This window comes from Sinorhizobium sp. NFACC03, from assembly GCF_900103435.1.
In the GTDB taxonomy this organism is placed as follows: Bacteria; Pseudomonadota; Alphaproteobacteria; order Rhizobiales; family Rhizobiaceae; genus Ensifer.
In genome coordinates this window covers 122,764-144,365 of the sequence record NZ_FMXF01000012.1, presented here as the reverse complement: position 1 = coordinate 144,365, position 21,602 = coordinate 122,764, and the positions used below count along the sequence as shown (strand labels likewise).

Annotated in this window: 19 protein-coding genes; 8 read left to right on the top strand and 11 right to left on the bottom strand. The window is 61.1% G+C overall.

The features are described 5' to 3' along the window. Positions 1-38: 38 nt before the first annotated feature. Positions 39-794 carry an SDR family NAD(P)-dependent oxidoreductase gene (locus BLU35_RS17020; RefSeq protein ID WP_093233835.1) on the bottom strand — a complete coding sequence of 252 codons (756 nt, stop codon included), beginning with the start codon at positions 792-794 and terminating at the stop codon, positions 39-41. A 168-nt stretch (positions 795-962) separates the two neighbouring features. After that, positions 963-1,037 carry a hypothetical protein gene (locus tag BLU35_RS36675; RefSeq protein ID WP_353615037.1) on the bottom strand — a complete coding sequence of 25 codons (75 nt, stop codon included), beginning with the start codon at positions 1,035-1,037 and terminating at the stop codon, positions 963-965. 610 nt (positions 1,038-1,647) lie between these two features. Here BLU35_RS36675 and BLU35_RS17015 point away from each other — a divergent pair. Both BLU35_RS17015 and BLU35_RS17010 read left to right on the top strand, forming a co-directional pair. Further along, entirely contained in the window at positions 1,648-3,546 is a 1,899-nt protein-coding gene (locus BLU35_RS17015; RefSeq protein WP_093233834.1) for a potassium transporter Kup, read from the top strand. 50 nt (positions 3,547-3,596) lie between these two features. Continuing rightward, positions 3,597-4,562, top strand: a complete 966-nt coding sequence (locus tag BLU35_RS17010; RefSeq protein WP_093233833.1) for a magnesium and cobalt transport protein CorA — start codon at positions 3,597-3,599, stop codon at positions 4,560-4,562. A 130-nt stretch (positions 4,563-4,692) separates the two neighbouring features. Here the strand turns inward: BLU35_RS17010 and BLU35_RS17005 are convergent, their stop codons facing one another. From BLU35_RS17005 to BLU35_RS16970, 8 genes are all read right to left on the bottom strand, one after another. Further along, positions 4,693-5,724: an LLM class flavin-dependent oxidoreductase gene (locus tag BLU35_RS17005; RefSeq protein ID WP_093233832.1), complete on the bottom strand. Its 1,032-nt coding sequence runs from the start codon at positions 5,722-5,724 to the stop codon at positions 4,693-4,695. Positions 5,725-5,735: 11 nt separating this feature from the next. Then, positions 5,736-6,668: an ABC transporter substrate-binding protein gene (locus BLU35_RS17000; protein WP_093233831.1), complete on the bottom strand. Its 933-nt coding sequence runs from the start codon at positions 6,666-6,668 to the stop codon at positions 5,736-5,738. Positions 6,669-6,736: 68 nt separating this feature from the next. Continuing rightward, positions 6,737-7,681, bottom strand: coding sequence for an ABC transporter substrate-binding protein (locus BLU35_RS16995; protein ID WP_093233830.1), 945 nt, complete (start codon positions 7,679-7,681; stop codon positions 6,737-6,739). Positions 7,682-7,753: 72 nt separating this feature from the next. Next, entirely contained in the window at positions 7,754-9,529 is a 1,776-nt protein-coding gene (locus tag BLU35_RS16990; protein WP_093233829.1) for an amino acid ABC transporter permease/ATP-binding protein, read from the bottom strand. Between the two features lie 62 nt (positions 9,530-9,591). Then, positions 9,592-10,155, bottom strand: a complete 564-nt coding sequence (locus tag BLU35_RS16985; protein ID WP_093233828.1) for a GNAT family N-acetyltransferase — start codon at positions 10,153-10,155, stop codon at positions 9,592-9,594. A 10-nt stretch (positions 10,156-10,165) separates the two neighbouring features. Then, positions 10,166-11,353, bottom strand: a complete 1,188-nt coding sequence (locus BLU35_RS16980; RefSeq protein ID WP_093233827.1) for a M20 aminoacylase family protein — start codon at positions 11,351-11,353, stop codon at positions 10,166-10,168. Positions 11,354-11,375: 22 nt separating this feature from the next. Next, entirely contained in the window at positions 11,376-12,725 is a 1,350-nt protein-coding gene (locus tag BLU35_RS16975) for an LLM class flavin-dependent oxidoreductase (RefSeq protein ID WP_093233826.1), read from the bottom strand. A 21-nt stretch (positions 12,726-12,746) separates the two neighbouring features. Continuing rightward, on the bottom strand, positions 12,747-13,742 hold the full coding sequence (locus tag BLU35_RS16970; protein WP_093233825.1) for an MsnO8 family LLM class oxidoreductase: 996 nt from the start codon (positions 13,740-13,742) through the stop codon (positions 12,747-12,749). 264 nt (positions 13,743-14,006) lie between these two features. On the opposite strand from BLU35_RS16970, the gene BLU35_RS16965 reads away from it, so the two are divergent. From BLU35_RS16965 to BLU35_RS16945, 6 genes are all read left to right on the top strand, one after another. After that, positions 14,007-14,429, top strand: coding sequence for a VOC family protein (locus tag BLU35_RS16965; protein ID WP_093233824.1), 423 nt, complete (start codon positions 14,007-14,009; stop codon positions 14,427-14,429). Between the two features lie 471 nt (positions 14,430-14,900). Further along, complete coding sequence (locus tag BLU35_RS35660) at positions 14,901-15,047, top strand: hypothetical protein (RefSeq protein ID WP_176907297.1); 147 nt, start codon at positions 14,901-14,903, stop codon at positions 15,045-15,047. A gap of 492 nt (positions 15,048-15,539) precedes the next feature. Continuing rightward, entirely contained in the window at positions 15,540-16,580 is a 1,041-nt protein-coding gene (locus tag BLU35_RS16960) for a fatty acid desaturase (protein WP_093233823.1), read from the top strand. Positions 16,581-16,795: 215 nt separating this feature from the next. Continuing rightward, the gene (nuoH, locus tag BLU35_RS16955) at positions 16,796-17,782 is read left to right on the top strand and encodes an NADH-quinone oxidoreductase subunit NuoH (RefSeq protein WP_093233822.1); all 987 of its coding nucleotides are present in this window, start codon (positions 16,796-16,798) and stop codon (positions 17,780-17,782) included. Between the two features lie 132 nt (positions 17,783-17,914). Continuing rightward, on the top strand, positions 17,915-18,481 hold the full coding sequence (locus BLU35_RS16950) for an NADH-quinone oxidoreductase subunit I (protein ID WP_093233821.1): 567 nt from the start codon (positions 17,915-17,917) through the stop codon (positions 18,479-18,481). A gap of 41 nt (positions 18,482-18,522) precedes the next feature. Further along, complete coding sequence (locus tag BLU35_RS16945) at positions 18,523-18,963, top strand: CBS domain-containing protein (RefSeq protein ID WP_093233820.1); 441 nt, start codon at positions 18,523-18,525, stop codon at positions 18,961-18,963. A 58-nt stretch (positions 18,964-19,021) separates the two neighbouring features. Here the strand turns inward: BLU35_RS16945 and nuoG are convergent, their stop codons facing one another. Beyond that, positions 19,022-21,598, bottom strand: a complete 2,577-nt coding sequence (gene nuoG, locus BLU35_RS16940; protein ID WP_093233819.1) for an NADH-quinone oxidoreductase subunit NuoG — start codon at positions 21,596-21,598, stop codon at positions 19,022-19,024. Positions 21,599-21,602 lie beyond the last annotated feature (4 nt).

Genomic DNA, 21,602 nt, shown 5'->3' with positions numbered 1-21,602 from the left:
GGGCCGCTGCCCGAACTTTCGGGCAACGGCAACTTTCCTTACTTGATCTGAACGCTGTAGCCACCGTCAGCCATGACAACGGAACCGACAATGAAGCTCGCGCGGTCGGAGGCAAGGAACGCGACGATTTCCGCGATCTCCGAAGGCTGAGCAGCGCGGCCGATCGGCGCGCCCTTGCCGTGCTCGGTCAAAAAGCCGGGACCGTCTTCCATGAAGCTGTTCAATAGGTTGGTGACGACGTCACCGGAACCGATCGCGTTGACGCGAATGCCGTGTTCGGCAAGCTCCAGTGCCATGGTCCGAGTCAATTGCGCCAACGCCCCCTTTGACGAGGTGTAGGCGGCAATGGTCGGGAAAGCGAAATAGGACGCGTAGGACGCGATGTTGACGATCGCTCCGCTCTTCTGCCTGATCATCACCTTTGCGGCTTCGCGCGAATGAAGGAACGAACCGGTCACGTTCGTTTCCATCACGTAATCCCAATCCTCTCGGGTCATTTCGACGACGGGCTTGTAGACGATGCGAGCGGCATTGTTCACCAACAGATCAAGCTTTCCGAAGTTCTCGATGGCGAGTGCAACCGCTTTCTCAGCGCTGCCGTCCTTGGAAATGTCGGCGACGAATGGCACGATGCCGTCTTTTCTGAGGGCCTCGACCTGGGGGTCAATATCCTCGGCGATGACTTTCGCACCGCGGGACTGGAGCAGTTCGACGGTGGCCTTGCCGATTCCGCTGGCGGCGCCCGTAACGATTGCTACCTTGCCTTCGACTTCGTTTACCTGATTTACAGTCACGCTCTTTCTCCTAGTCCTGATGTTCAGTTGACATGTTCAGACTAGACAACACCCCCCGTGCGCTCTCTCCGAGGCTTGCTGGTATCGTCGGTGATTTGCTAACTTCCGCCTGCTCAGCAAGCTGCAACCGTGTGCTGCCGACCAGAACTCCGTCCCAAACTGAATTGTTCAACCAGGACGATAGGAAGCGACCTGATCTGCGAGGCAGACATGCTTTGCGCCCTGCGCCACAACGGCGAACATCGGTTCGGTAATTCACCGGCCGGCAGCGTCGGCACGCAGTTGCTCACGAGCACAACGCTTGGAAGCATCCGACGGGCATCTCCGCCGTCAGCATGCCGGGCGATCGCGAGAAAAAAGCGCTGTCCACGTGCCACGATAGCACGCCCCGACCATAATCTCGTGGCGACGTCGTTTGCAGGATTGCGCATGGAACTGGCAGTTTCAGCGTTTTGCCTCGACCGCGCAGCCAATCCGCCTCATGGCCAACTCGCAGGTTCCGCGGGGCGTCGAGGCGCTTCAGGGCGAAGTCAGAACCCCGTATCCCTTGGCAGGCACCGGGATCGCACGCCTGTTCGATTACGAAGATACATTATGCGATGCTCAAAGCACAAAACGAGAACGTCGCAGATCAAAGCCGCACAGAATCGATGCCGGGAACCCTCCCCCGTTCCATACGGCGAGTAGCGAGGCGCTCGTCAGTGAGGAATTCGTCCTCCCAAGGCGCAAATTCCCGCGCACGAGACGGATCTGAGGCGGACCAGGCGGGAAACTCGCAAATCCGTATTTGCCTCACCTTTCGCAATGCACCATATACTGGGACCGTTTTTAGCGGTTCGATCCAGGAGACCTCATGCCCACCTCGCATAGCGAAGCTTTCGAGCCTCAAACGGAGACGCGAAACTTCCTTGTTCTCCTGCTTGGATGCGTTGGCGTCGTTTATGGCGACATCGGGACGAGTCCGCTTTACGCATTTCGCGAAGCACTCCGCCCTTTCTCGAGCGACGGTGTACAGGGTGAAGAAGTCATCGGCCTTATTTCCCTTATGGTCTGGACGCTGACGATCATCGTCACGTTCAAGTACGTGCTCTTTCTGCTGCGCGCCGACAATGACGGGGAAGGCGGAACCCTGTCGCTTCTCGCGCTTCTGATGAAAAAGACAGGCAGCTTCATGCCGGTGTTGTTTTTTGCAGGGTTGGTTGGGGCGGCACTGTTCATCGGCGATGCCATGATCACCCCTGCCCTTTCGGTCATGTCGGCGCTTGAAGGCATGAAGCTCGTCACGCCCGCCCTTTCTGAATACGTGCTGCCACTGTCCGCGGCCGTGATGGTCGCGCTCTTTGCGGTCCAGTCAAAGGGCACGCAAGCGGTCGCAAAGTTCTTTGGGCCGATTACGGTGGTCTGGTTCCTCGCGATGGCCTGGGGCGGTCTTATCCACATTGGCGACGACTGGACGATCCTTGAGGCGTTGAACCCTATCAATGCCTTTTGGTTCATCACTCACGCGGGCTGGGCAGGCCTGATCGTGCTCGGCGCCGTCTTCCTGACGGTCACGGGAGCGGAAGCCCTATACGCGGATCTCGGTCACTTCGGGCGCAAGCCGATCAGCACCGCATGGTTTGCGCTTGTGTTCCCCGCATTGGCGGTGAACTACCTCGGACAGGGTGCGCTCGTGCTCAGTCACCCCGAGGCGATGCACAATCCTTTTTACCTTCTCTATCCGGACTGGGCTCTGCTGCCGATGGTCATCCTCGCCACCATGGCCACAATCATTGCCAGCCAGGCGGTTATCACGGGGGCGTTCTCGCTCGCACGGCAGGCGGTTCATTTGGGCTTCCTCCCTCGGCTGCTGATCAAGTTCACCTCCGAGACCAACACCGGCCAGATTTATGTGCCTGCCGTAAACGTGCTCCTGTTTGTTGGCGTCATCGTGCTCATCTTCTCGTTCGGCGACTCGGAGTCCCTTGCCACCGCCTACGGGATCTCGGTGACCGGCGCCATGGTCGTGACAACAGTGATGGCTTTCCAGTTCCTCCGTTCCGTCTGGGGCTACTCCACCCTTCTCGCGGGACTGATACTTGCACCTTTGCTTGTTATCGAGACCGTCTTTTTGCTCGCCAATTTGCTCAAGATCCATGATGGCGGCTGGGTGCCTGTAGCGCTGGCATTGACGATCATGGTCGTGATGTGGACCTGGACGCGCGGATCCCAAATGCTCCGCGAAAAGACCGCGCGCAACGACATCCCTCTCGAAACGTTTATCCGCTCGATCGAAAAATCCACCCATGCGCCCCAGACCGTTCGCGGGACGGCCGTCTTTCTGACCAGCGTGGGCGACAAGACACCCGCCGTCCTCCTCCACAACATAAAGCACAATCACGTCCTCCACGAACAAAACGTCATCCTGACCATCCGGACGACCGAGCACCCGTATGTGGCAGAGGAAGACCGCGTATCACTGACCGAACTTTCGGACAGGTTTGCAAGGCTCGAACTTTGCTTTGGCTTCATGGACGAGCCGAACGTCTCGAAAGCGCTGTCGCTCTGCAAGAAAGCAGGGTTCAAGTTCGAGATCATGCAGACGTCGTTCTATCTGGGGCGCAGGACCCTTATCAGTGATCCAAACTCCGGTCTGCCGGGCTGGCAGGACAAGCTCTACATCGCGCTCGCGGGGCTCGGCATTGATCCATCGTCATACTTCAAGCTGCCCGCCAATCGGGTCGTCGAGATCGGTGAGCAGGTCACGATTTAGTCTCCGCTCCGACGCTGAACGCGCGACCAACGAAATTTCGGAAAGCTTAAATGACAGTCGTCGCCTCCTATCTGTATCGTTTGGGCAAGCGCGCCGAAGAAGTGCCCCTTGCTGCCCAGCCATTCGAGGCGTCAGACGGCGAGTTTGCCTGGATCGGCCTGACGGATCCCTCCACCGAGGAGATGGCGAGCCTTCAGGCAATGTTCGGCCTTCATCCTTTGGCGGTTGAGGACGCCCTCAACGGCAATCAAGTACCGAAGGTGGACATCTACGGAGACCAGTTGTTCGTTGTCGCCAAGACGGCCCATCTTGAGGGTGACAAGATTGCCTACGGCGAAACCTGCATCTTTGTGGGAAAGCACCACCTGATTTCGGTTCGCCATGGTTCAGCCCGCTCCCATAAGGAACTGCGCCTGCAACTCGAGCATTCCCCACGGCTTCTCGAACACGGTCCCGACTACGTCCTCCACGGCATCATTGACTTCGTTGTCGACGGCTACCTGCCGGTGGTCGAGACGCTCGAGGACAAGGTTCTGGAGCTTGAGAAGCATGTTCTCGTGTCGCTGCTGCAGCCGGAGCAAATCCGGCGCATCTTCCGCATGCGTCGCCAAGTGATCCGCTTTCAGCGAGTCCTCGGACCCATGGGGGAAGTGGCAGGAAAGCTCAGCCACCTCGAACTCCCTTGCATCGACGACAATGCGAAACCCTTCTTCAAGGATGTGTATGACCATGTGAGGCGCGTTGAGGGGTTGGTCGGCGGCCTTCGCGAGGTGATGACGTCCGTGTTCGAGGCCTCCAATCTCCTGGAGCAGCAGCGCCAGGGCACCATTACTCGGCAGCTTGCGGCCTGGGCGGCAATCCTCGCCGTGCCGACAGCCATTGCCGGCATCTACGGGATGAACTTCGAAAACATGCCCGAGCTTGCGACGCGCTACGGCTACTTTGCCGTCCTCGGCGTTATCGTCACGCTGTGCGCCATCCTGTATTGGCGTTTCAAAAGGTCTGGCTGGCTTTAGGAAGTCTGCTGGCGATCGAGTGCCAACGCCAAGATGCTGATAACGTCGATCAATGTCTCCGGTATGTCGGGGCGCCGGTCGGGATCGAACGCGCTGTTTTGCGAGGCCTCATCTCGGAGGCCCCTCGTTTCTAGGCCGCTTTCTGGTCGGCCGGCGACCACCCGAGCTCCGGAGCAATGAGAGCAACAAAGTCATGGACGATCTGGCGGTAGTCCTCGTCCTCGAATTCGTAGGGGAGTTCGAGCCTGAGTTCGCGGACATGCGGCAGGATCGGGTCTGCAAACAACCGTGCAAGGATTTCATCCGAAGTTCCGACGAGGTCGCGGGCATAAAGCGTGCGCCGATCGCCCTGCGGCGCCAGCGTTCGCTCGGTGCGTCCGTCCGCGTAGTCAAGATAGCGCTTGCGCGTTTTCGCGTCCGCACCATCCAGCGGAACAATGACCCGGCCAAGCGCGACCCTCCTTTCCGTACCGCCCGCCGCGCGATAGGTCTCGAGCTGGCGCTGCTGCGCGAGGAAGAAATCGTCGGTCCCTTCCCCGGTCGTGACATTGCCGATCAGGAGATTGAGATCATTGCGCCCTGCCCATCCGGCAGACTTCAACGAGCCGCCGCCGTACCAGATCCGCTCCGTCAGTCCCTTGGCGTGGGGCTGGAGCCGGGGCCGCTGCGGGCCAAACGGCGTCTTGATGAAGGTGTTTTCGTCGCCGATCGGGCGACTGCGCAGATTTTGGACGAAGCGTAGCACACGAGCGTGCGTGAAGTCGAAACCTTCCCAGCCATCGTCGAAGACAAGGCGGCCGATCAGATCGGCATGCAGCGGACGTCCGGCGCTGAGGCCGATGTTTAGACGACCGCGTGAGAGCACATCGACGGTCGAGAGATCCTCTGCCAGCCGGTACGGGCTTTCGTAGCCAATCGGGATGACGGCAGTGCCAAGCTCGATGCGGTTCGTCCTTTGCGTCGCCGCCGCGAGAAAGGCGGCGGCCGACGATATCCCGGGTTCGAGGTGTCGCTGGCGCACCCAGGCGCTGGCAAAACCGAGCGCCTCGCCATACTGCAGCAGCGCCAAGGTCTTCTCTAGCCCATCCAACGGGTCCTCCGCCGGGTAGTTGCCCGGGCTCAGGAAGCCAATATGGCTGATCGATATCTTGTTCCGCGTCACGCCAAGGCTCCTTAGAATTTCGGAAGACCGGGTGGGTTGGTCTCGGACTTCGGCAAAGCCTCCTCCCGGAGGTGCCAGCGTTCCAGAACCTTGCCATAGGTGCCATCCGCAATCAGACCGTTGGTGGCGATCGTCAGAGCGTTGGCGAGCCCACTGCCCTTGCGCGTTGTGATCGCCACGTCCGAACGCTCCGGCCAGCCGGCGCTCAGCGTACCGACACGCTTGATGTTGTTGTCTCGCGCGGCGATGAACACGAGCTGCGCATGCGGCTGGACGATGACGTCGGCACGCCCGGAAGCGAGCGCCACGAGGCTCGTCGCCTCGTCGTCGTAATATTGCAGCTCCAGCGGCTTCAGCCCCGCTGCGACGTTCTCGTCGCTCCATTTCAGGAGAATGCGCTCCTGGTTGGTGCCGGCGCCGACGATGATCCTGAGACCCGCCGCATCCTTCGGTTCCTTGATCGAAGTGATGCCGCTATCGGATTTGACGAAGAAGCCGTGCAGCCCCTGCCGATAGGTCGAGAAGTCGAACTTCTCCTTGCGCTGCTCGGTGACCCCGACATTGGAGATCACGGCATCGTACTTGCCGGACGTCAGCCCCAGCGGCCAGTCGATCCAGGCGACCGGGACGAGCTCAAGCTCGAGACCTAAGCTGTTGGCAATCGCGCCGGCATATTCCGGATCGGCCCCAATGACCGTGCGCGCGTCGGTAGCGTAGGTGGCAAGCGGCGGGCCGCCGGGGCTGACGGCGACCGTGAACTTGCCCGGTGTCACGAACTTGAAGTCGGCGGGAATGGCCGCGACTGCCGTTTCGTTTCGAACGGCATGGACGCGGCCGGGTTGTTCGGGGCTGAGATCAAAGCCAGTGTCGGCCTGCGTCGAGCCGACATGAAGGAGGGCCGCCGCGGCGGCGAGAAGAATGCGAAATCGGGTCGTGCCGTTCATGCTGTTGGTCTCCAGGTGAAATGCAGAAGCTGGACCGGCGGCAGCGCCGTCGATCCAGCGAGGCTGGATCAGGAACCGCTCTTCGGCAGGCCTGGCGGGTTGGTCTGGGCCTTGTCGACCGCCTCGGCACCCAGGCTCCAGCGCTTCAGCACCTCGCCATATTTGCCGCTTTTGATGAGTTCGTTGAGCGCGACGGTGACGGCATCGGCGAGGCCACCGCCCTTGCGGGTGGTGACGGCGATCTCGGCCGTCAGCGGCCAGCCGCCGCTGACGATGCCGACGACCTTGGTGTCGTTCTTGATCGACGCTGCATAGGCACGCGTCGCGTTCGGGTTGAACTCGACATCGGCCCGGCCCGACTGCAGCGCCAGATCACCGGCGGCGCGGTCGTCGTAATATTGCACCTCGATCGGCTTCAGCCCGGCTGCGACGTTCTGCCGGTCCCATTCCAGGATGATCTTCTCCTGGTTGGTGCCGGCACCGGTGATCACCTTCAGCCCGGCGACGTCCTTCGGTTCCTTGATCTCATTGATCTTGCTATCGGACTTGACGAAGAAGCCGAGCACGTCCTTGCGATAGGTGGAGAAATCGAACTTCTCCTTGCGCTCCTCGGTCACCGTGACGTTGCTGATCACGGCGTCGTACTTACCGGAGCTGACGCCGAGCGGCCAATCGGCCCAGGCGACGGGCACGAGTTCGAGCTCAAGACCGAAGCTGTCGGCGAGCAGCGAGGCGATATCCGGATCGGCGCCGACAACCGTTTTCGAGTCCGATGCGTAAGTGGCAATCGGCGGATCCCAGGGATTGACGGCGACGGTAAACTTGCCCGGATTGACGAACTTGAAGTCGGGAGCGATCGCCTTGATCGCGGCTTCGTTCTTCTCCGCCCGGACGCGATTGGAGGTGTCGGGGCTGAGATCGAATTTTTCCTGGGCCTGGACGGGGCCCAAACCGAGGGTCACGGCAGTGACGGCACCGGCCAGAAGCAACGTTGCAGTGTCGAGTATTGTCATAGTCCTCTCCATTTCAATCATTGGTGGTTGTCGATGGCAAAGCTTCCCCATCGGGAAATAGCGGACAGCTTTTCAGAGAACGCGCGCGAGGAATTCGCGGGTGCGCGGATGGCTTGCTTCGGCGAAGATCTGCGCCGGCGGTCCGGCCTCGAGCACGCGCCCCGCCTCCATGAAGATCACGGTGTCGGCGACCTCGCGGGCAAAGCCGGTTTCATGGGTGACGATGACAAGCGTCGTGCCGGTGCGGGCCAGTTCCTTGATGACGTCGAGCACTTCGCCGACGAGCTCCGGATCGAGAGCCGACGTCGGCTCATCGAAGAGCAGTACCTTCGGGCGTAGCGCCAGCGCACGGGCAATCGCGACGCGCTGCTGCTGTCCGCCGGAGAGCTGACGCGGATAGGCGTTGATCTTGTCGCTCAATCCGACGCGCTCCAGCAGATCCCGAGCGAGGCGCACCGCGTCATCCCGGCTGAGACCGCGCACGTGAATGGGCGCCTCAATCAGGTTTTCAAGCACGGTCAGGTGCGGGAAAAGATTGAAGTTCTGGAACACCATGCCGATGTCGGCACGCCGCTTCAGAATGTCCTTTTCCTTCAGTTCGTAGAGCGTGTCGCCCTTCTGGCTGTAGCCGACGAGTTCGTCGTCGATCGCTATGAAACCGTCGTCGACGCGCTCGAGATGATTGATGGCGCGCAGGAGCGTGGACTTGCCCGAACCGGACGGTCCGAGGATCGCTGTCACGCTGCCGGCCGGCAGGTTCAGCTCGACCCGGTCGAGCACCTTCAGCGGCCCGAAGCTCTTGGATATGCCGTGCACACGCACCGCGCCGCCTGAGCGCAGGACCTGCGCATCGCGAAAGCCGACCTTTGCCGCTGCGACTGGCTGGACCACGACCTCGGGTAGAGGCCGGCGGAAGCGCGCGGCGAGTGCCTCAAACGGGAGTGGCACCGGATTGCGCACCGCACCTCTCGAATAATAGCGCTCGATGTAGTGCTGGGCGATCGAAAGGCCGGTCATGATCACCAGGTACCAAACGGTCGCGACCATCAGGAGCGGAATGACCTCAAGATTGCGGCGATAGATGACCTGCACTGTATAAAAGAGCTCCGGTAGCGCCAGCACGTAGACCATCGAGGTGCCCTTGGCGAGGCCGATGATCTCGTTGAAGCCGGTCGGCAGGATCGAGCGCATGGCCTGCGGCAGCACGATGCGAAAGGCCTGGCGGCGGCGCGGAAGGCCAAGAGCCGCGGCGGCCTCGTGTTGTCCCTGGTCGACGGCGAGAATGCCGCCGCGCACGATCTCGGCAAAGAAGGCCGATTGATTGAGCGTGAGACCGAGGAAGGCGGCGGCAAAGGGCGTCAGCAGCTGTGTCGTCGGATAGTTCAGCCAGACGGTATCGGTGAACGGCACGCCGATCGCGATCGTCTCGTAGAGGTAACCGAGATTGTTGAGCACCAGCAGCAGAACGATCAGCGGGATGGAGCGCAGCAGCCAGATATAGCCGAAGGAAAGACTGGCAAGCAGCGGCGACTTCGACACGCGGGCAAGCGCCAACGCGGTTCCGAGGAACGAGCCCGAGACGGTGGCGAGCGCCGTCAACAGCAGGGTCCGGCCGAGACCTGCGAGCACCGGCTCGGCGAAGAACCATTCGGCAAAAACCGGCCAGCCCCAGCGCGGATTGGTTAAGACCGAATAGAACACGCCGGCAATCACGAGCGCCGCAAACAGCGTGCCGAGCGCGCGGCCCGGATGGCGTGCCGGGACGATGCGATAGTGCGCATAGCCCGGATTGGGCTCGCTGGTCCGGCTGACACCGGGCGCGCCGGCGAGATCGCTCAGAACTGCCATGTTGGATCCTCTCTTGAAAGTCGGTTGGCGGCCGGACTTGCGACCGGCGCGATCGCTCGGGGTCAGGCGTGGCTTGCGGCCTGGGGATGGGAGGGCGGCACTTCGCCGAGAAACGCAAGCGTCGTGACGAGGTGGGTGACGTCCTTCTCGAAAGGCAGCGTCTTGTAGATCTCCGGATCGGCATCGACGTCAAAGAGCGCGGTATAGCCGTTGGCGAGATAGAGGCCGACCGCTTCGGGTTGGCGAAATCCGGTCGTCAGATAGATGCGCGAATAGCCTTGCCGCGCCGCCTGCGCCTCGAGCTCAAAGAGCACCTTGCGCGCCAGGCCTTGGCGCCGCAGATCGGACCGGGTCCAGATGCGCTTGAACTCGGCGGTGTGGTCGTCATAGTACTTGAAGGCGCCCCCGCCGATGGTTTCGCCGTCGCGGATCAGCAGTACGAAATTGCCGTGCGGCGGGGCAAAGGCCTCTGCCGGATAGCGGTTCATTTCGGCCGCCGCCCCTTCTTCGCTGAAGTAGTTACCGTAGCGGCTGTCATATTCCACGATCAGTTCGTCGATCAGCGGCTTGGCGCGCGGGTCGAGGGGCGTGGTGTAGAGAAACGTGTCGCTCATGTCTTTCGCCATCCCATGGTCGTCATGCGAGAAAGGTTTCCACCAGCCGGATCCAGTAGCGGGCGGCTGGCGCAATGATCGCGTCGTTGAAATCGTATTGAGCGCTGTGAAGGGAGGCGCTGTTGCCGTTGCCGACGAAGGCGTAGTTGCCCGCCTTCTCTTCCAGGAAGAACGCGAAGTCCTCGCTGGCGGTGCGCGGCTTGAAGTCGGTTATGACCGCTTCGGGGCCAAGGGCCTTAAGCGCGACGTTGCGAGCGAAATCCGTTTCGCGCCGGTGGTTGACGAGCGCCGGGAAGCCCAGCCTGTAGTCGACATTTGCGGTGGCGCCAAAGCTTTCGGCCTGCGCCCGTGCCAACGCCTGGACACGTTCGCCGAGCAGACGGCGAACCTCGCCATTGAAGGCACGCAAGGTCAGCCTCAGCGAGACGTTCTCGGGAATGACGTTTGATGCCTGGCCGCCATGAATGGAGCCGACTGTGACGACAGCCATGTCCTGCGGGTCGACATTGCGCGAAACGAGGCTCTGCAGGGCCGTGATCAGCGATGCCGTCGCCAGTACCGGATCAATCGTCAGATGCGGCTCGGCGCCATGGCCGCCCTTGCCGACGACCGTGATATTCGCCTGATCGACGGAGGCCATTGCAGCGCCGGCAACGAAGCCGAAGCGGCCGGCGGGCACGCCCGGCCAATTGTGCAGGCCGAAGACCGCATCGACCGGGAACCGCTCGAACAGCCCTTCCGACAGCATCTTGCGGGCGCCGGCGCCGATTTCCTCAGCCGGCTGGAAGATCAGCCGCAGCGTGCCATCGAAACGGCCCTCGGCCGCCAGAAAGCGCGCGGCGGCGAGCAGGATCGCCGTGTGCCCGTCATGACCGCAGGCGTGCATGACGCCCTTGTGGCGGCTGGCATAGGTTAGCCCGGTCGCCTCCTCGATCGGCAGCGCATCCATGTCGGCGCGAAGACCGATCACCTTCTCGCGGCTTCCGCGCCGAACTGTTGCGACGATGCCCGTGCCGGCGATGCCGCGGCTGACCTCATAACCCCAGGAGGTAAGCAGATCGGCGACGAGGCCGCTGGTGCGCTTCTCCTGAAAGGCAAGCTCCGGATGCTGGTGCAGGTCATGGCGAATGGCGACGATCTCATCGAGAAAGGCGGCAAGGCCTCGCTCGACCGCGGCGGACCTCTGGGTGTCGGTGAGAATGAGGTTCATGTGCGCGCCTCCAGCGATAACATCAGGCTCCGACTGCCCTTCCCCGTTCGATATCCGGGGCCGGCGCGGCGTAGCGGCTCTCGCGGTAGGAGAGCCCGAGGTGGTCGCGCAGCGTTTCGCCTTCGAGCTCGCGCTTGAAGTAGCCGCGGCGCTCAAGCAGCGGCAGCACATGTTCGGCGAAATCGGCGAGCCCTTCGGCGATCACCGGGAAACCGAGAATGAAGCCGTCGGCGGCATCCTCTTCGATCCAGCGGATGATCTCGTCGGCGATATGCTCGGCCGTGCCGATGAAGGCGGTCCTTGGCGTTGCGACATCGAGCGCGATCTCGCGCAGGGTCGCCCCTGTCTCCCGCGCCGTCTTCTTGATGCGGTCGGTCGTTGCCCGGAAACTGTTCTTGCCGATGTCGCCGATGTCGGGGAACGGCGCGTCCAGGTGATAGGCGCTGAAGTCGTGGTGGTCGAAGAAGCGGCCGAGATAGAGAAGCGCCTCCTCGATCGTCACCAGATCGCGAATGGCACGGTACTTCGCCTCGGCTTCCTCGGCAGTCGCCCCCACGATTGGGCCGATACCCGGGAAGATGCCTATCTCGGAGGTGCTGCGCCCTTGAGCCACCGCACTTTGCTTGACCTGCTTGTAGAAGGCCTTCGCGTCCTCGATCGGGCCGCCATTGGTGAACACCGCATCGGCGTGTTTGCCGGCAAGGCGGATACCGGAATCCGAGGCTCCCGCCTGGAACACGACCGGCTGTCCCTGTCTGGAGCGTTCGATATTGAGCGGCCCCTCGATCCGGAAGAACCGCCCCTTGTGGTTGAGCCGGCGCAGCTTCGTCTTGTCCACATAGACGCCGGCTGCCCGGTCGCGTACGAAGGCGTCGTCGTCCCAACTGTCCCAGAGCCCCTTGATGGCATCGAGGTACTCGTCGGCGATCTCGTAGCGCAGCTCGTGCTCCGGATGCTCGCGCCCGTAGTTGCGGCCCGAACCTTCAAGCGGTGAGGTCACCGCATTCCAGCCGGCGCGGCCACCACTGATCAGGTCGAGTGAAGCGAACTGGCGGGCAATGGTGAACGGATCGCTGTAGGAGGTCGAAACCGTGCCGACGAGACCGATCTTCGACGTCGAAGCTGCAAGGGCAGACAGGATCGTCAGCGGTTCAAAGCGATTGAGAAAATGCGGGATCGACTGCTCGTTGATGTAGAGGCCGTCAGCGACGAAGGCGAAGGCGATGCCGGCGGCTTCCGCCTTGCGCGCCGTTTCGACGAAAAAGCCGAAATTGACGCTGGCATCGGCCGGCCCGCTCGGGTGTTTCCAGGCGTTCATGTGCCCGCCCGGCCCCTGCAGCATGATACCGAAAGTCACATTCTTCTTGGTCATGACAGTTCCTTCCCGGAATGATCAGGCGGCGAGAGACAGTCGTTCTCGTGCAATGAGTTCGATCGAGGTGAAGCGTTCGGAAGCAGCAACCGAAGGCGTATCGATGATGAATTCCTGGACGCCGTAGCGACGATGCAAGTCGTCGAGCTCCCGGCGCACCTGCCGCGGCGTGCCGGTGAGCACGCTCGGCGTCTTTTCCTCGATGCGGTAATCGGTGATGCCGGCCTGGCGGGCGTATTCGGCTGCCTGCTCCTTACTGCCGACATTGACGCTCTGGCCGTTTGCAAGCAGCACCTTGAAGATCTTCAGATCGGCAACGCGTTCGCGCGCCCGCTGTTCGCTTTCGGCCGCGAAAGCTGCGAGAGCGAGGAGCGGCCGCTCGCCCTTCGTTGCGCGATCATAGGCGTCGAAGGTTCTTTGCAGATTGTCCGGATCGCCGTTGAGATGGCCGGCAAAGACAAGCTTCCAGCCCTTTTCCGCGGCAAGCAGTGCGCTGTCGACGCTTGCCCCCAGGAGGAACCGTTCCGGCGCATCAGGCGGCAGTGGTGTCGCCAGCAACTCAGCTCCCGGTCCAGCCTGCGAAAGCAGATAGCGATTGAGATCGCTCAATTGCTCGGGGAAGCTCGGTCGCAATGCCGGGTCAACTCCGACCTGCAACGCTTTGGTGGAGAACGGAAAACCACCAGGTGCCTTGCCCACACCGAGATCGACCCGGTTTGGCGCGAGACTGGCAAGCAGGTTGAAGGTCTCGGCGACCTTGTAAGCACTATAGTGCTGCAGCATGACGCCACCGGAACCGATGCGGATCTTCGACGTCTTCGCCAGGAGGTACGCGATCAAGGTTTCCGGCGCGGAGCTCGCGAGGCCGGCTATGTTATGGTGCTCCGCAACCCAGAAGCGGTGATAACCCCACTCCTCCGCCTTCGCAGCAAGACTGGCCGTCGCATGCAGGGCTTCCGTCGACGTCCTTCCCGGATCGACGGGACTCTTGTCGAGAAGGCTAATCAGATAGGACATGGGTTCCGAGTTCCACCGCAGTTACCAAGATAAAGCTATTAAATACATCTTTTTTATAGATTACAGGGATAGCGTTCTCTTTCGCTGACCAAAACAAGAAAAGTTCCCGCTTTCGCTAACGTCCCGAGAGGTGCGTTTCTCCAATCGTGGATCGGGCCTGGATGGCTGCCGAAGTTCGGGGCATTTCAAGCGTCCGTTGTTCGACTAGGCGACACCTTGTAGATTGGAACGCCACCCCGGAGATTGGAAACATCGCTCAAGCGGATGGACAACGTAAGAATCGTCGTCGAAGACATGGCAGCGGCGATTGATTTCTTTCGCGAACTCGGCCTCGAGCTCGAAGGCCAGGCAACGATCGAAGGAGAATGGGCCGGCCGCGTCACCGGACTGGGTGATCAGCGTGTCGAGATTGCCATGATGCGCACACCGGACGGCCACAGCCGGCTCGAGCTCTCCCGCTTCCTCGTGCCACCCGTGGTCGCAGATCACCGGAACGCCCCGGTCAACGCCTTGGGCTACCTCCGCGTCATGTTCGCCGTGGACGACATCGACGACACGCTTGAAAGGCTCCTCAAGCGCGGCGCGCAGCTCGTAGGCGAAGTAGTCCAGTACAAGGACGCGTATCGGCTCTGCTACATCCGTGGACCTGAAGGGCTTCTCATCGGACTCGCCCAAGAACTCAGCTGAGCGCAATACGAAGACAAATGGTAAAAAGTGAACAATGTCAGCGGGCGCGTCTGGGGCCGACCCGCCTGTTCAAAGAGAGAACAAGGGCCATTGCGTACGACCTTCAAATAGCACATGCTCTCATCTTCAGTAGCCATTTTCAGGGCGCTGCTGCTTCGGGGCGTTAGTGTCCTGGCCCCAACGAAAGGAGGACCGCGTGTCTTCCGAGCTTCACCTGCACAGTACCGCGCGTAATCTCGTCAACGTCAGCGGGTTTGGATACCGCGAACGCGGTCGGCTTCAGCAAATTTGTAAAGGTGAAACGACGGCCGCACTCCGTATCAAGCGGTTCAGTTCGGCAGCACGAGGCCCAAGGCTTTCCTGCCTCCGTGGCGGAACGTTCCGTCCTTGCTGAGTGGACACAAAGGCACGCTCATGTCGCAGCATTGAAATACTGCAACCCACAATCAACCGAAAATCCAGGAGGATCAGATGGCCAAAGGCCAAGTAAGAAGCAATCGCGAAGTTCGAAAGCCGAAAAAGGACAAGTCCGTGGCACCGGCCGCCGCCGCCTCCGCGCAGGGCAATCAGGTCAAGTTCGCCACGAGCGCGCCCAGCCTAGGCAAGAAGCAGAAATAGCTCTAGTGGAGCAGAGGCGACTTGCATGCCGCCTCTGCCACAGCTGATGACGCCAAGGTTATCGGCTTATCGACGGCGGGCGGTGGGCAGCTTTGATTAAGGCGGTGGCTCATCTATGGAGCTTCCGTTTTCATCCGTTCGGCTACCTGATCCGGCCGGCACGCGCGGGGGTGCGTGGCGATCCCAGATTTGCTAGCTTTTCGAACGCCGCCCTGCAGGAGATAATTGCGGTCAACGCTATTGCATTGCGCATCCACTTCGTAGGATACGTTCCGGCACGCAGCAAGCTATGGCACCCTCCCGCGACATTCACCTTGCCACCAGAAGCGCACCCATGACGACATTTTGACCGACGAGGCCGAGCGCGATCGCCGTTATGCGGCGCGCATGGCTCGTCGGGCCCGACACTCTCCACCATTGCGCTTGAAACTCCGGCGCAAGCCATAGGCCTGGCAGGTTATTTGCGAGGCGAGGAAATACGGACCAGTTTTGATGAACACACATGTCTACTCACCGGCATCACTTGTAGAAAATGATGCCCGAGCGTGGTTGAAGATCCTCGCGAAATACCGTCAGCCCCACTTTGGGCGCAGCGCCTTGGAGCTTCTTGTCACAGTCGTGCCGTTCGCCGGCTTCTGGGCCATCGCCTATTTTGCCCTCGCGTATGGGTTTTGGTACGGGCTGATCGCAATCATTCCCGCCGCAGCTTTCCTCCTACGCCTTTTCATGATCCAGCACGATTGCGGCCACGGTTCGTTCTTCGCCCGTCGCGGCCCTGACGATTGGACAGGTCGTGTCATCGGTGTGCTTACGTTGACGCCTTACGACTACTGGCGCCGGGCGCACGCCGCTCATCACGCCTCGGCTGGAAATCTGGACGAGCGGGGTACCGGCGACATCACCACGCTCACGATCTCGGAATACCGTGCACTTTCACCCATGAAACGCCTGGGCTATCGCCTGTACCGGCACCCGCTTGTGATGTTCGGCATCGGCCCTGCCTGGCTCTTTCTCCTTAAGCAGCGTGTGCCTTTCGGGATGATGAAGGGAGGTGCCCTGCCCTGGGTCTCCACCATGGCGACGAACGCTGCGATCCTGGTGTGCGCCGCCTTCGTGGCTTGGATGGTTGGGTTCCTGCCTTTCCTCTTGATCCACCTGCCGATCGTGCTCTTGGCGGGCGCCGCCGGCATCTGGCTCTTCTATGTGCAGCACCAGTTTGAGGAGACACACTGGTCGGCCGGCGAGGATTGGCAGTTTCCCCAGGCAGCCCTCCACGGCGCATCCCACTATGACCTGCCGCTGGTGCTGAGATGGCTGACCGGCAATATCGGCATTCATCACGTGCATCACCTGTCGAGCAGGATCCCTTACTACAGATTGCCGGAAGTTCTGCGCGACCACCCCCAACTCGCGGATATCGGCCGTATCACTCTTTGGGAAAGCTTGCGCTGCGTCAGGCTCGTCCTGTGGGATGACAGACGCCAGAGACTCGTTTCATTCCGCGATGCCGCCAATAAGGCCATTCACCCTTAACAGGTGGGTTCCGGCTTCGTCTGGGTGTTGTTCACCCGCAAAGGGTCCCGCGAGGATCTCGGCATTCGCCGTCAAGCACAGAGCTGGAAGGAGCAGCTTGTCCACAGCCGCCGTTTCGTGAGAGAATCGAGAAATCGGAAGTACCGAAGCGCTCAACGGGTAAGCTCGGCCAAGTGCAGTCGTGTTTCAGCCTGTTGACTAGTTGGCCGCGGAACATGGAACTTCTCTTCGCTCTTGGCCTGATCGCCATCAAGATCGCGTTGCTGATCGCAATGCTGCTTCTTTTGCCTTTGCCGCTGACCTGGCTGGAACGCAAGATTGCCGGCCATATGCAGCAGCGGATGGGTCCCATGCGCGTGGGGTGGCACGGGCTGCTGCAGCCGGTGGCGGACGGTATCAAGCTTCTGACGAAGGAAGACCACATCCCTGCAGAGGCTGACCGCTTCCTGTTTAAGCTCGCGCCGATCCTGGCGCTCGCTCCGCCCTTTGTTGTATTCATCGCGATCCCCTTCGGGGAGACAGTTTCAGTGCTCAATGCTGAGATCACACTCTACGTTTCCAACCTGAACGTGGCGCTGCTTTTCGTCTTCGCGGTGATCGGGTTGGAGGTCTATGGCGTCATCTTCGGCGGCTGGGCCGCCAACAGCAAATACGCGGTTCTAGGCAGTCTCAGGACCTGCGCGCAGATGATCAGCTACGAAATCCCCATGGGTTTCGCGGTCATCGGCGTCGTCATGCTGGCACAGTCGATGAGCCTCGTGGACATCGTGCGCGCCCAGAGCGATCTCTGGAACATCGTCTATCAGCCGATCGGGTTCTTCGTCTTCTTCGTCGCGGGCTTGGCCGAAGCGCAGCGCATTCCCTTCGACCTGGCCGAGGCGGAAGGGGATCTTGGCGCCGGGTTCCACACCGAGTACAGCGGTATCCGCTTCGCGCTCTTCATGGTCAGCGAATACGTCATCGTGCTCTTGGTATCGGTCCTCTCCGTCATCCTGTTTTTCGGCGGCTGGAACGGTATCCTGCTTCCGCTGCCACCGCTTCTCTGGTTTGGGCTCAAGGTGGCATTCTTCATTTATGTTTTTATGTGGTTCCGCTTCACTTTGCCTCGCTATCGCTATGACCAACTGATGGCGATCGGATGGAAGGTCTTGCTTCCTTTGTCGATGGCGAACATAATTATCACTGGTATTGCTTTCACTTAGGGGCCATGGCGGCTCCTCCGCGTGCGTTCCTGGATCGGTGTCGATCCGAGGAAGGTACGTGCAGCGATCGAAGGGACTACAGCGACCCTCCTGCGTTAGAATAGACGCACGCCGCTGTAGAACGGCGCGACGATGTCACGCGTAGTCGACAGAGCTGGAACATGGATTGGCTGGGCGCTTTTTGCCGATCTGGCAAGCGCCTTTACGCTGACCTTTGGCTATATGTTCTCCAAACCGGTGACCATGCAGTATCCGGACAAGGAGAAATGGCTCCCCTACTCGCGCTATCGCGGGCATCACTTCCTGAAACGGGACGAAGAGGGCGAAATCAAATGCGTCGCGTGCGAACTTTGCGCTCGCATCTGCCCCTGCGATTGCATCGAAGTCGTTCCTTATGAGGACGAAAAGGGCAACCGCCACCCAGCAAAATTCGAGATCGACACCGCCCGGTGCCTGTTCTGCGGCCTGTGCGAGGACGCCTGCCCTGCGGACGCTATCGCACTTGGCCAGCAGTATGAGTTCTCGAGTTTCTCGTCACGTGACCTGGTGATCGGACGTGACGATCTGCTTGGTAAACCTGGAAAGGCAATGACCGGCGGTGGCGTCGTCACCGCACGCCTGAATACAGAACAGGACGTGCTGGTCGAGACGAGCGAGCCGCATGGCTATAACTGGTGGCGCAACATCCGGCGAACGTGAGGAGCAACGATCAAACCGGCGCGCGCAGATAGGAGGCTCAGATGCTTGTCGGTGAAATCGTGAAAGACAAGGGCGCTGGAGTGATCGCGGTCGCTCCCGACCAGACGATGGTGGAGATCCTGCGGCTCTTTCGTGACAACAATATCGGCTTCGTGATCGTCAGCCACGCGCCCGGAAGGTATCTGGGCACGCTGTCGGAACGGGACTGCTGCAACGCACTTGCGGAATACGGGCCCGAGGCGGCGCTGATGCCGGTCGCCGATATCATGAACCGCAACGTGGCGATTTGCTCGGCTGTCGACGGGTTACCCCTGGTGATGTCGATCATGACCCAGAGACGGACACGTCACGTGCTGGTCATGGAGGAGGAGGCCATTGTGGGCGTCGTCAGCATCGGCGATGTGGTCAAGCATCGGCTTGACGAAGCGCAGCGCACGGAGCGGCACCTACACGATTACATTGCCGGGGCCGGTTACCACTGATGAGGTTTCGTGCCGGCCGAATGGCGAGAATGGAGGGAACAGTGCCTCGCGCCCAACCTCACGCTCCACGCCAGATCCGGTTCGTGCCCTTGATTTCGTGGGCGGCTTGCACCTTTTGAACCTCGACCGGACACGGGTATTCACCCCGCTGCATCAAGCTGTTGAGACGAAGAGACCGATAGTTTTCGGGAATAAAGACGAGCCCCTTGGGAAACGGCTTTTCGACCTTAAGCTGCGCGCTCAGTTCGCCACGGGTTGACCGAACGACAACCTGATCACCATCCGCAAGGCCAAGCTGCGCAGCTTCCTCAGCGCTCATCGCGACATAGGGGTCGTTGGCAACCGTATTCAGAATCTCCGAGCGCTCCGAAAGATAGCCATTGTGAAATAGGCAGTTGCCGGTGACGAGCATGAGCCCGTCGCTCGCCTGGAAAACAGCTGGCGGTGCGTGAAAAGCGCCCAAGGGTGGTGTCGGACCCGCCTTGGTGAAGGCACCGTCGGCGCCAAGCCCGGCCCAAGTCAACGCCTGATAGGCCGGAAGCAGCCGGGCGATCTCATCGAAAATCTCGACGTGTGTCGAATGCTGCAATGTTTGGCCGCGCAAAGCTGCAACAAGATCGAAGATAGCGAGATTGCCCCGCGCCTCGAAAACCGGTTCCCGGAACTTGCGGACCTGCTGGATGCGACCCTCGTTGTTGGTAAAGCTACCGGGCTCTTCACCGTAACCCGCCGCTGGCAAAACAACCTCGGCCAGTGCGGCTGTCTCCGTAAGGAAACTGTCCTGCACGATCAGCAGATCAGCGGCGCCAAGAGCCCGCGCCACGAACTCCCTGTCGGGATAGGCGATCAGCGGGTCGGTCCCGACAAGGTAGAGGGCGCCCATCTGCCCAGCGACGCACAGATCCAGCATTGCGTCGAGATCAGAACCAGGCTCCTGAGGGATTTCGGTGCCCCAGTTCCGGGCAAGAGCGCTGCGCACCGTATCGTCGGCGACCGTCTGCAGGCCCGGGAAGGCGCCCGCCAAAGCCCCCATATCCCACGCGCCCATCTGGTTGGCGCGGTCGAAAAGGATCTGCAATGCTGGGGGCTTGCCGAGGAGGCGGAGCAGTTGCAAGAGGTTGTTGAGCTGGTGCAACACCACCCGCGCTTCGGACGATCTCAGGAGGTCGACACCGACGAGCACGGTGACGGTGCAGTCTTCGTTGAGCGCGGCGGCCAGGCGATCCGGTCCGTCGCCGCCAATGCGAGCTGCCGGGCCGCCGATCGTTGCCCCGATCTCTGCAAGAACGTCACTCGATAGTTTCTCGCCTGCTGCCACCGCAAGTGCAGCGACAACGGACGCAAGGCTCGTTGCCTCGCCACCGGGCGGTACGCGAACCACAGCCTCCGCATCGGCGTCGAGACGGGACGGCCGCGTTGTGAGCATGAGCAGTTGGGTGCCGCGCCGCCGGGCGGCATCCCGCAGCAGATACTCGGTAACCGGGTTTTCCTCGGTCACGTTGCCCCCGATGACAAGCACGCGGTCGACGCCGATCACTTCCTGCAGCGGCGCACGCGTGTAGTTCGCCATCAAAGGGGCGAGCGCATCGAAGGGCGTAGACCAGCGCGACGAGCAGTCGATGTTGTTGGTCCGGAAGACCGTACGCATGAGCTTCTGGAACTGATAGAGCACCTCATTGGGCAGGCGCGGCGAGACAACGCCGCCAGAAGCCTTGCTTTCGACCGCCGCCAGCCGCCGGCGCAGATAGTCTCCTGCTTCGTCCCAGGAAACCGGAACCAGCGCGCCATCGCGGCGGATCATTGGTCGTTTGATCCGGTCGTGGCCTTCGATGAAGTCAAGGCCGAACCGGCCGCGTGCGCAGAGCGTTTCGCGGTTGACGCCGTGTTCCTCCTTGGATCGGACCCGCATGAACTCGCCCTTGCGCGCGCCGACCGTCAATTGACATCCGGTGCCGCAATGCGGGCAGATCGTGTCGACCTCGGCGAGGTCCCAGGGCCGCGCCTTGTAGCGATAGGGGAAACTCATCAGCGCGCCGACCGGACAGACTTCGATGCAGTTGCCGCACTGGTCGCAACTGGCGAGACTGCCCTCGAAGCCGGTGACGGCCGTATCCATGCCTTTCTCGACGGTGCCGAGGGCGACCGCGCCGACGACCTCCTCACACATCCGCACGCAGCGCTGGCACTGGATGCAGCGGTTGACGTTCATGATGACGACGGGACTGAGGCGAATATCGCGAGAATGGAAGACGCGCTTGGGATCATGAAAGCGGCTTTTCCCCGGACCATAGGCCATCACCATGTCCTGAAGCTCACATTCGCCACCCTTGTCGCAGATCGGACAGTCGAGCGGGTGGTTGGCGAGCAGCATGTCCAGCATGGAAGAACGCGTTTCATCAATCAGCGGCGTGTCCGTTCGCACGACCATGCCTTCAGTGACGGCCGTGGCGCAGGACGGCTGTAGCCGCCGCAGCCCCTCGATCTCGATGAGACACATGCGGCAGGAGGCAAGCGGCGGCAGGCGCTTCAGGTAGCAGAAGGTCGGAATTTCGATGCCCAATCGCTGGGCCGCCTGCAACACAGTCGAGCCGGCCTCGACTTCCAGTGTTTGCCCATTGATCGTAACGCTAACCATGGCC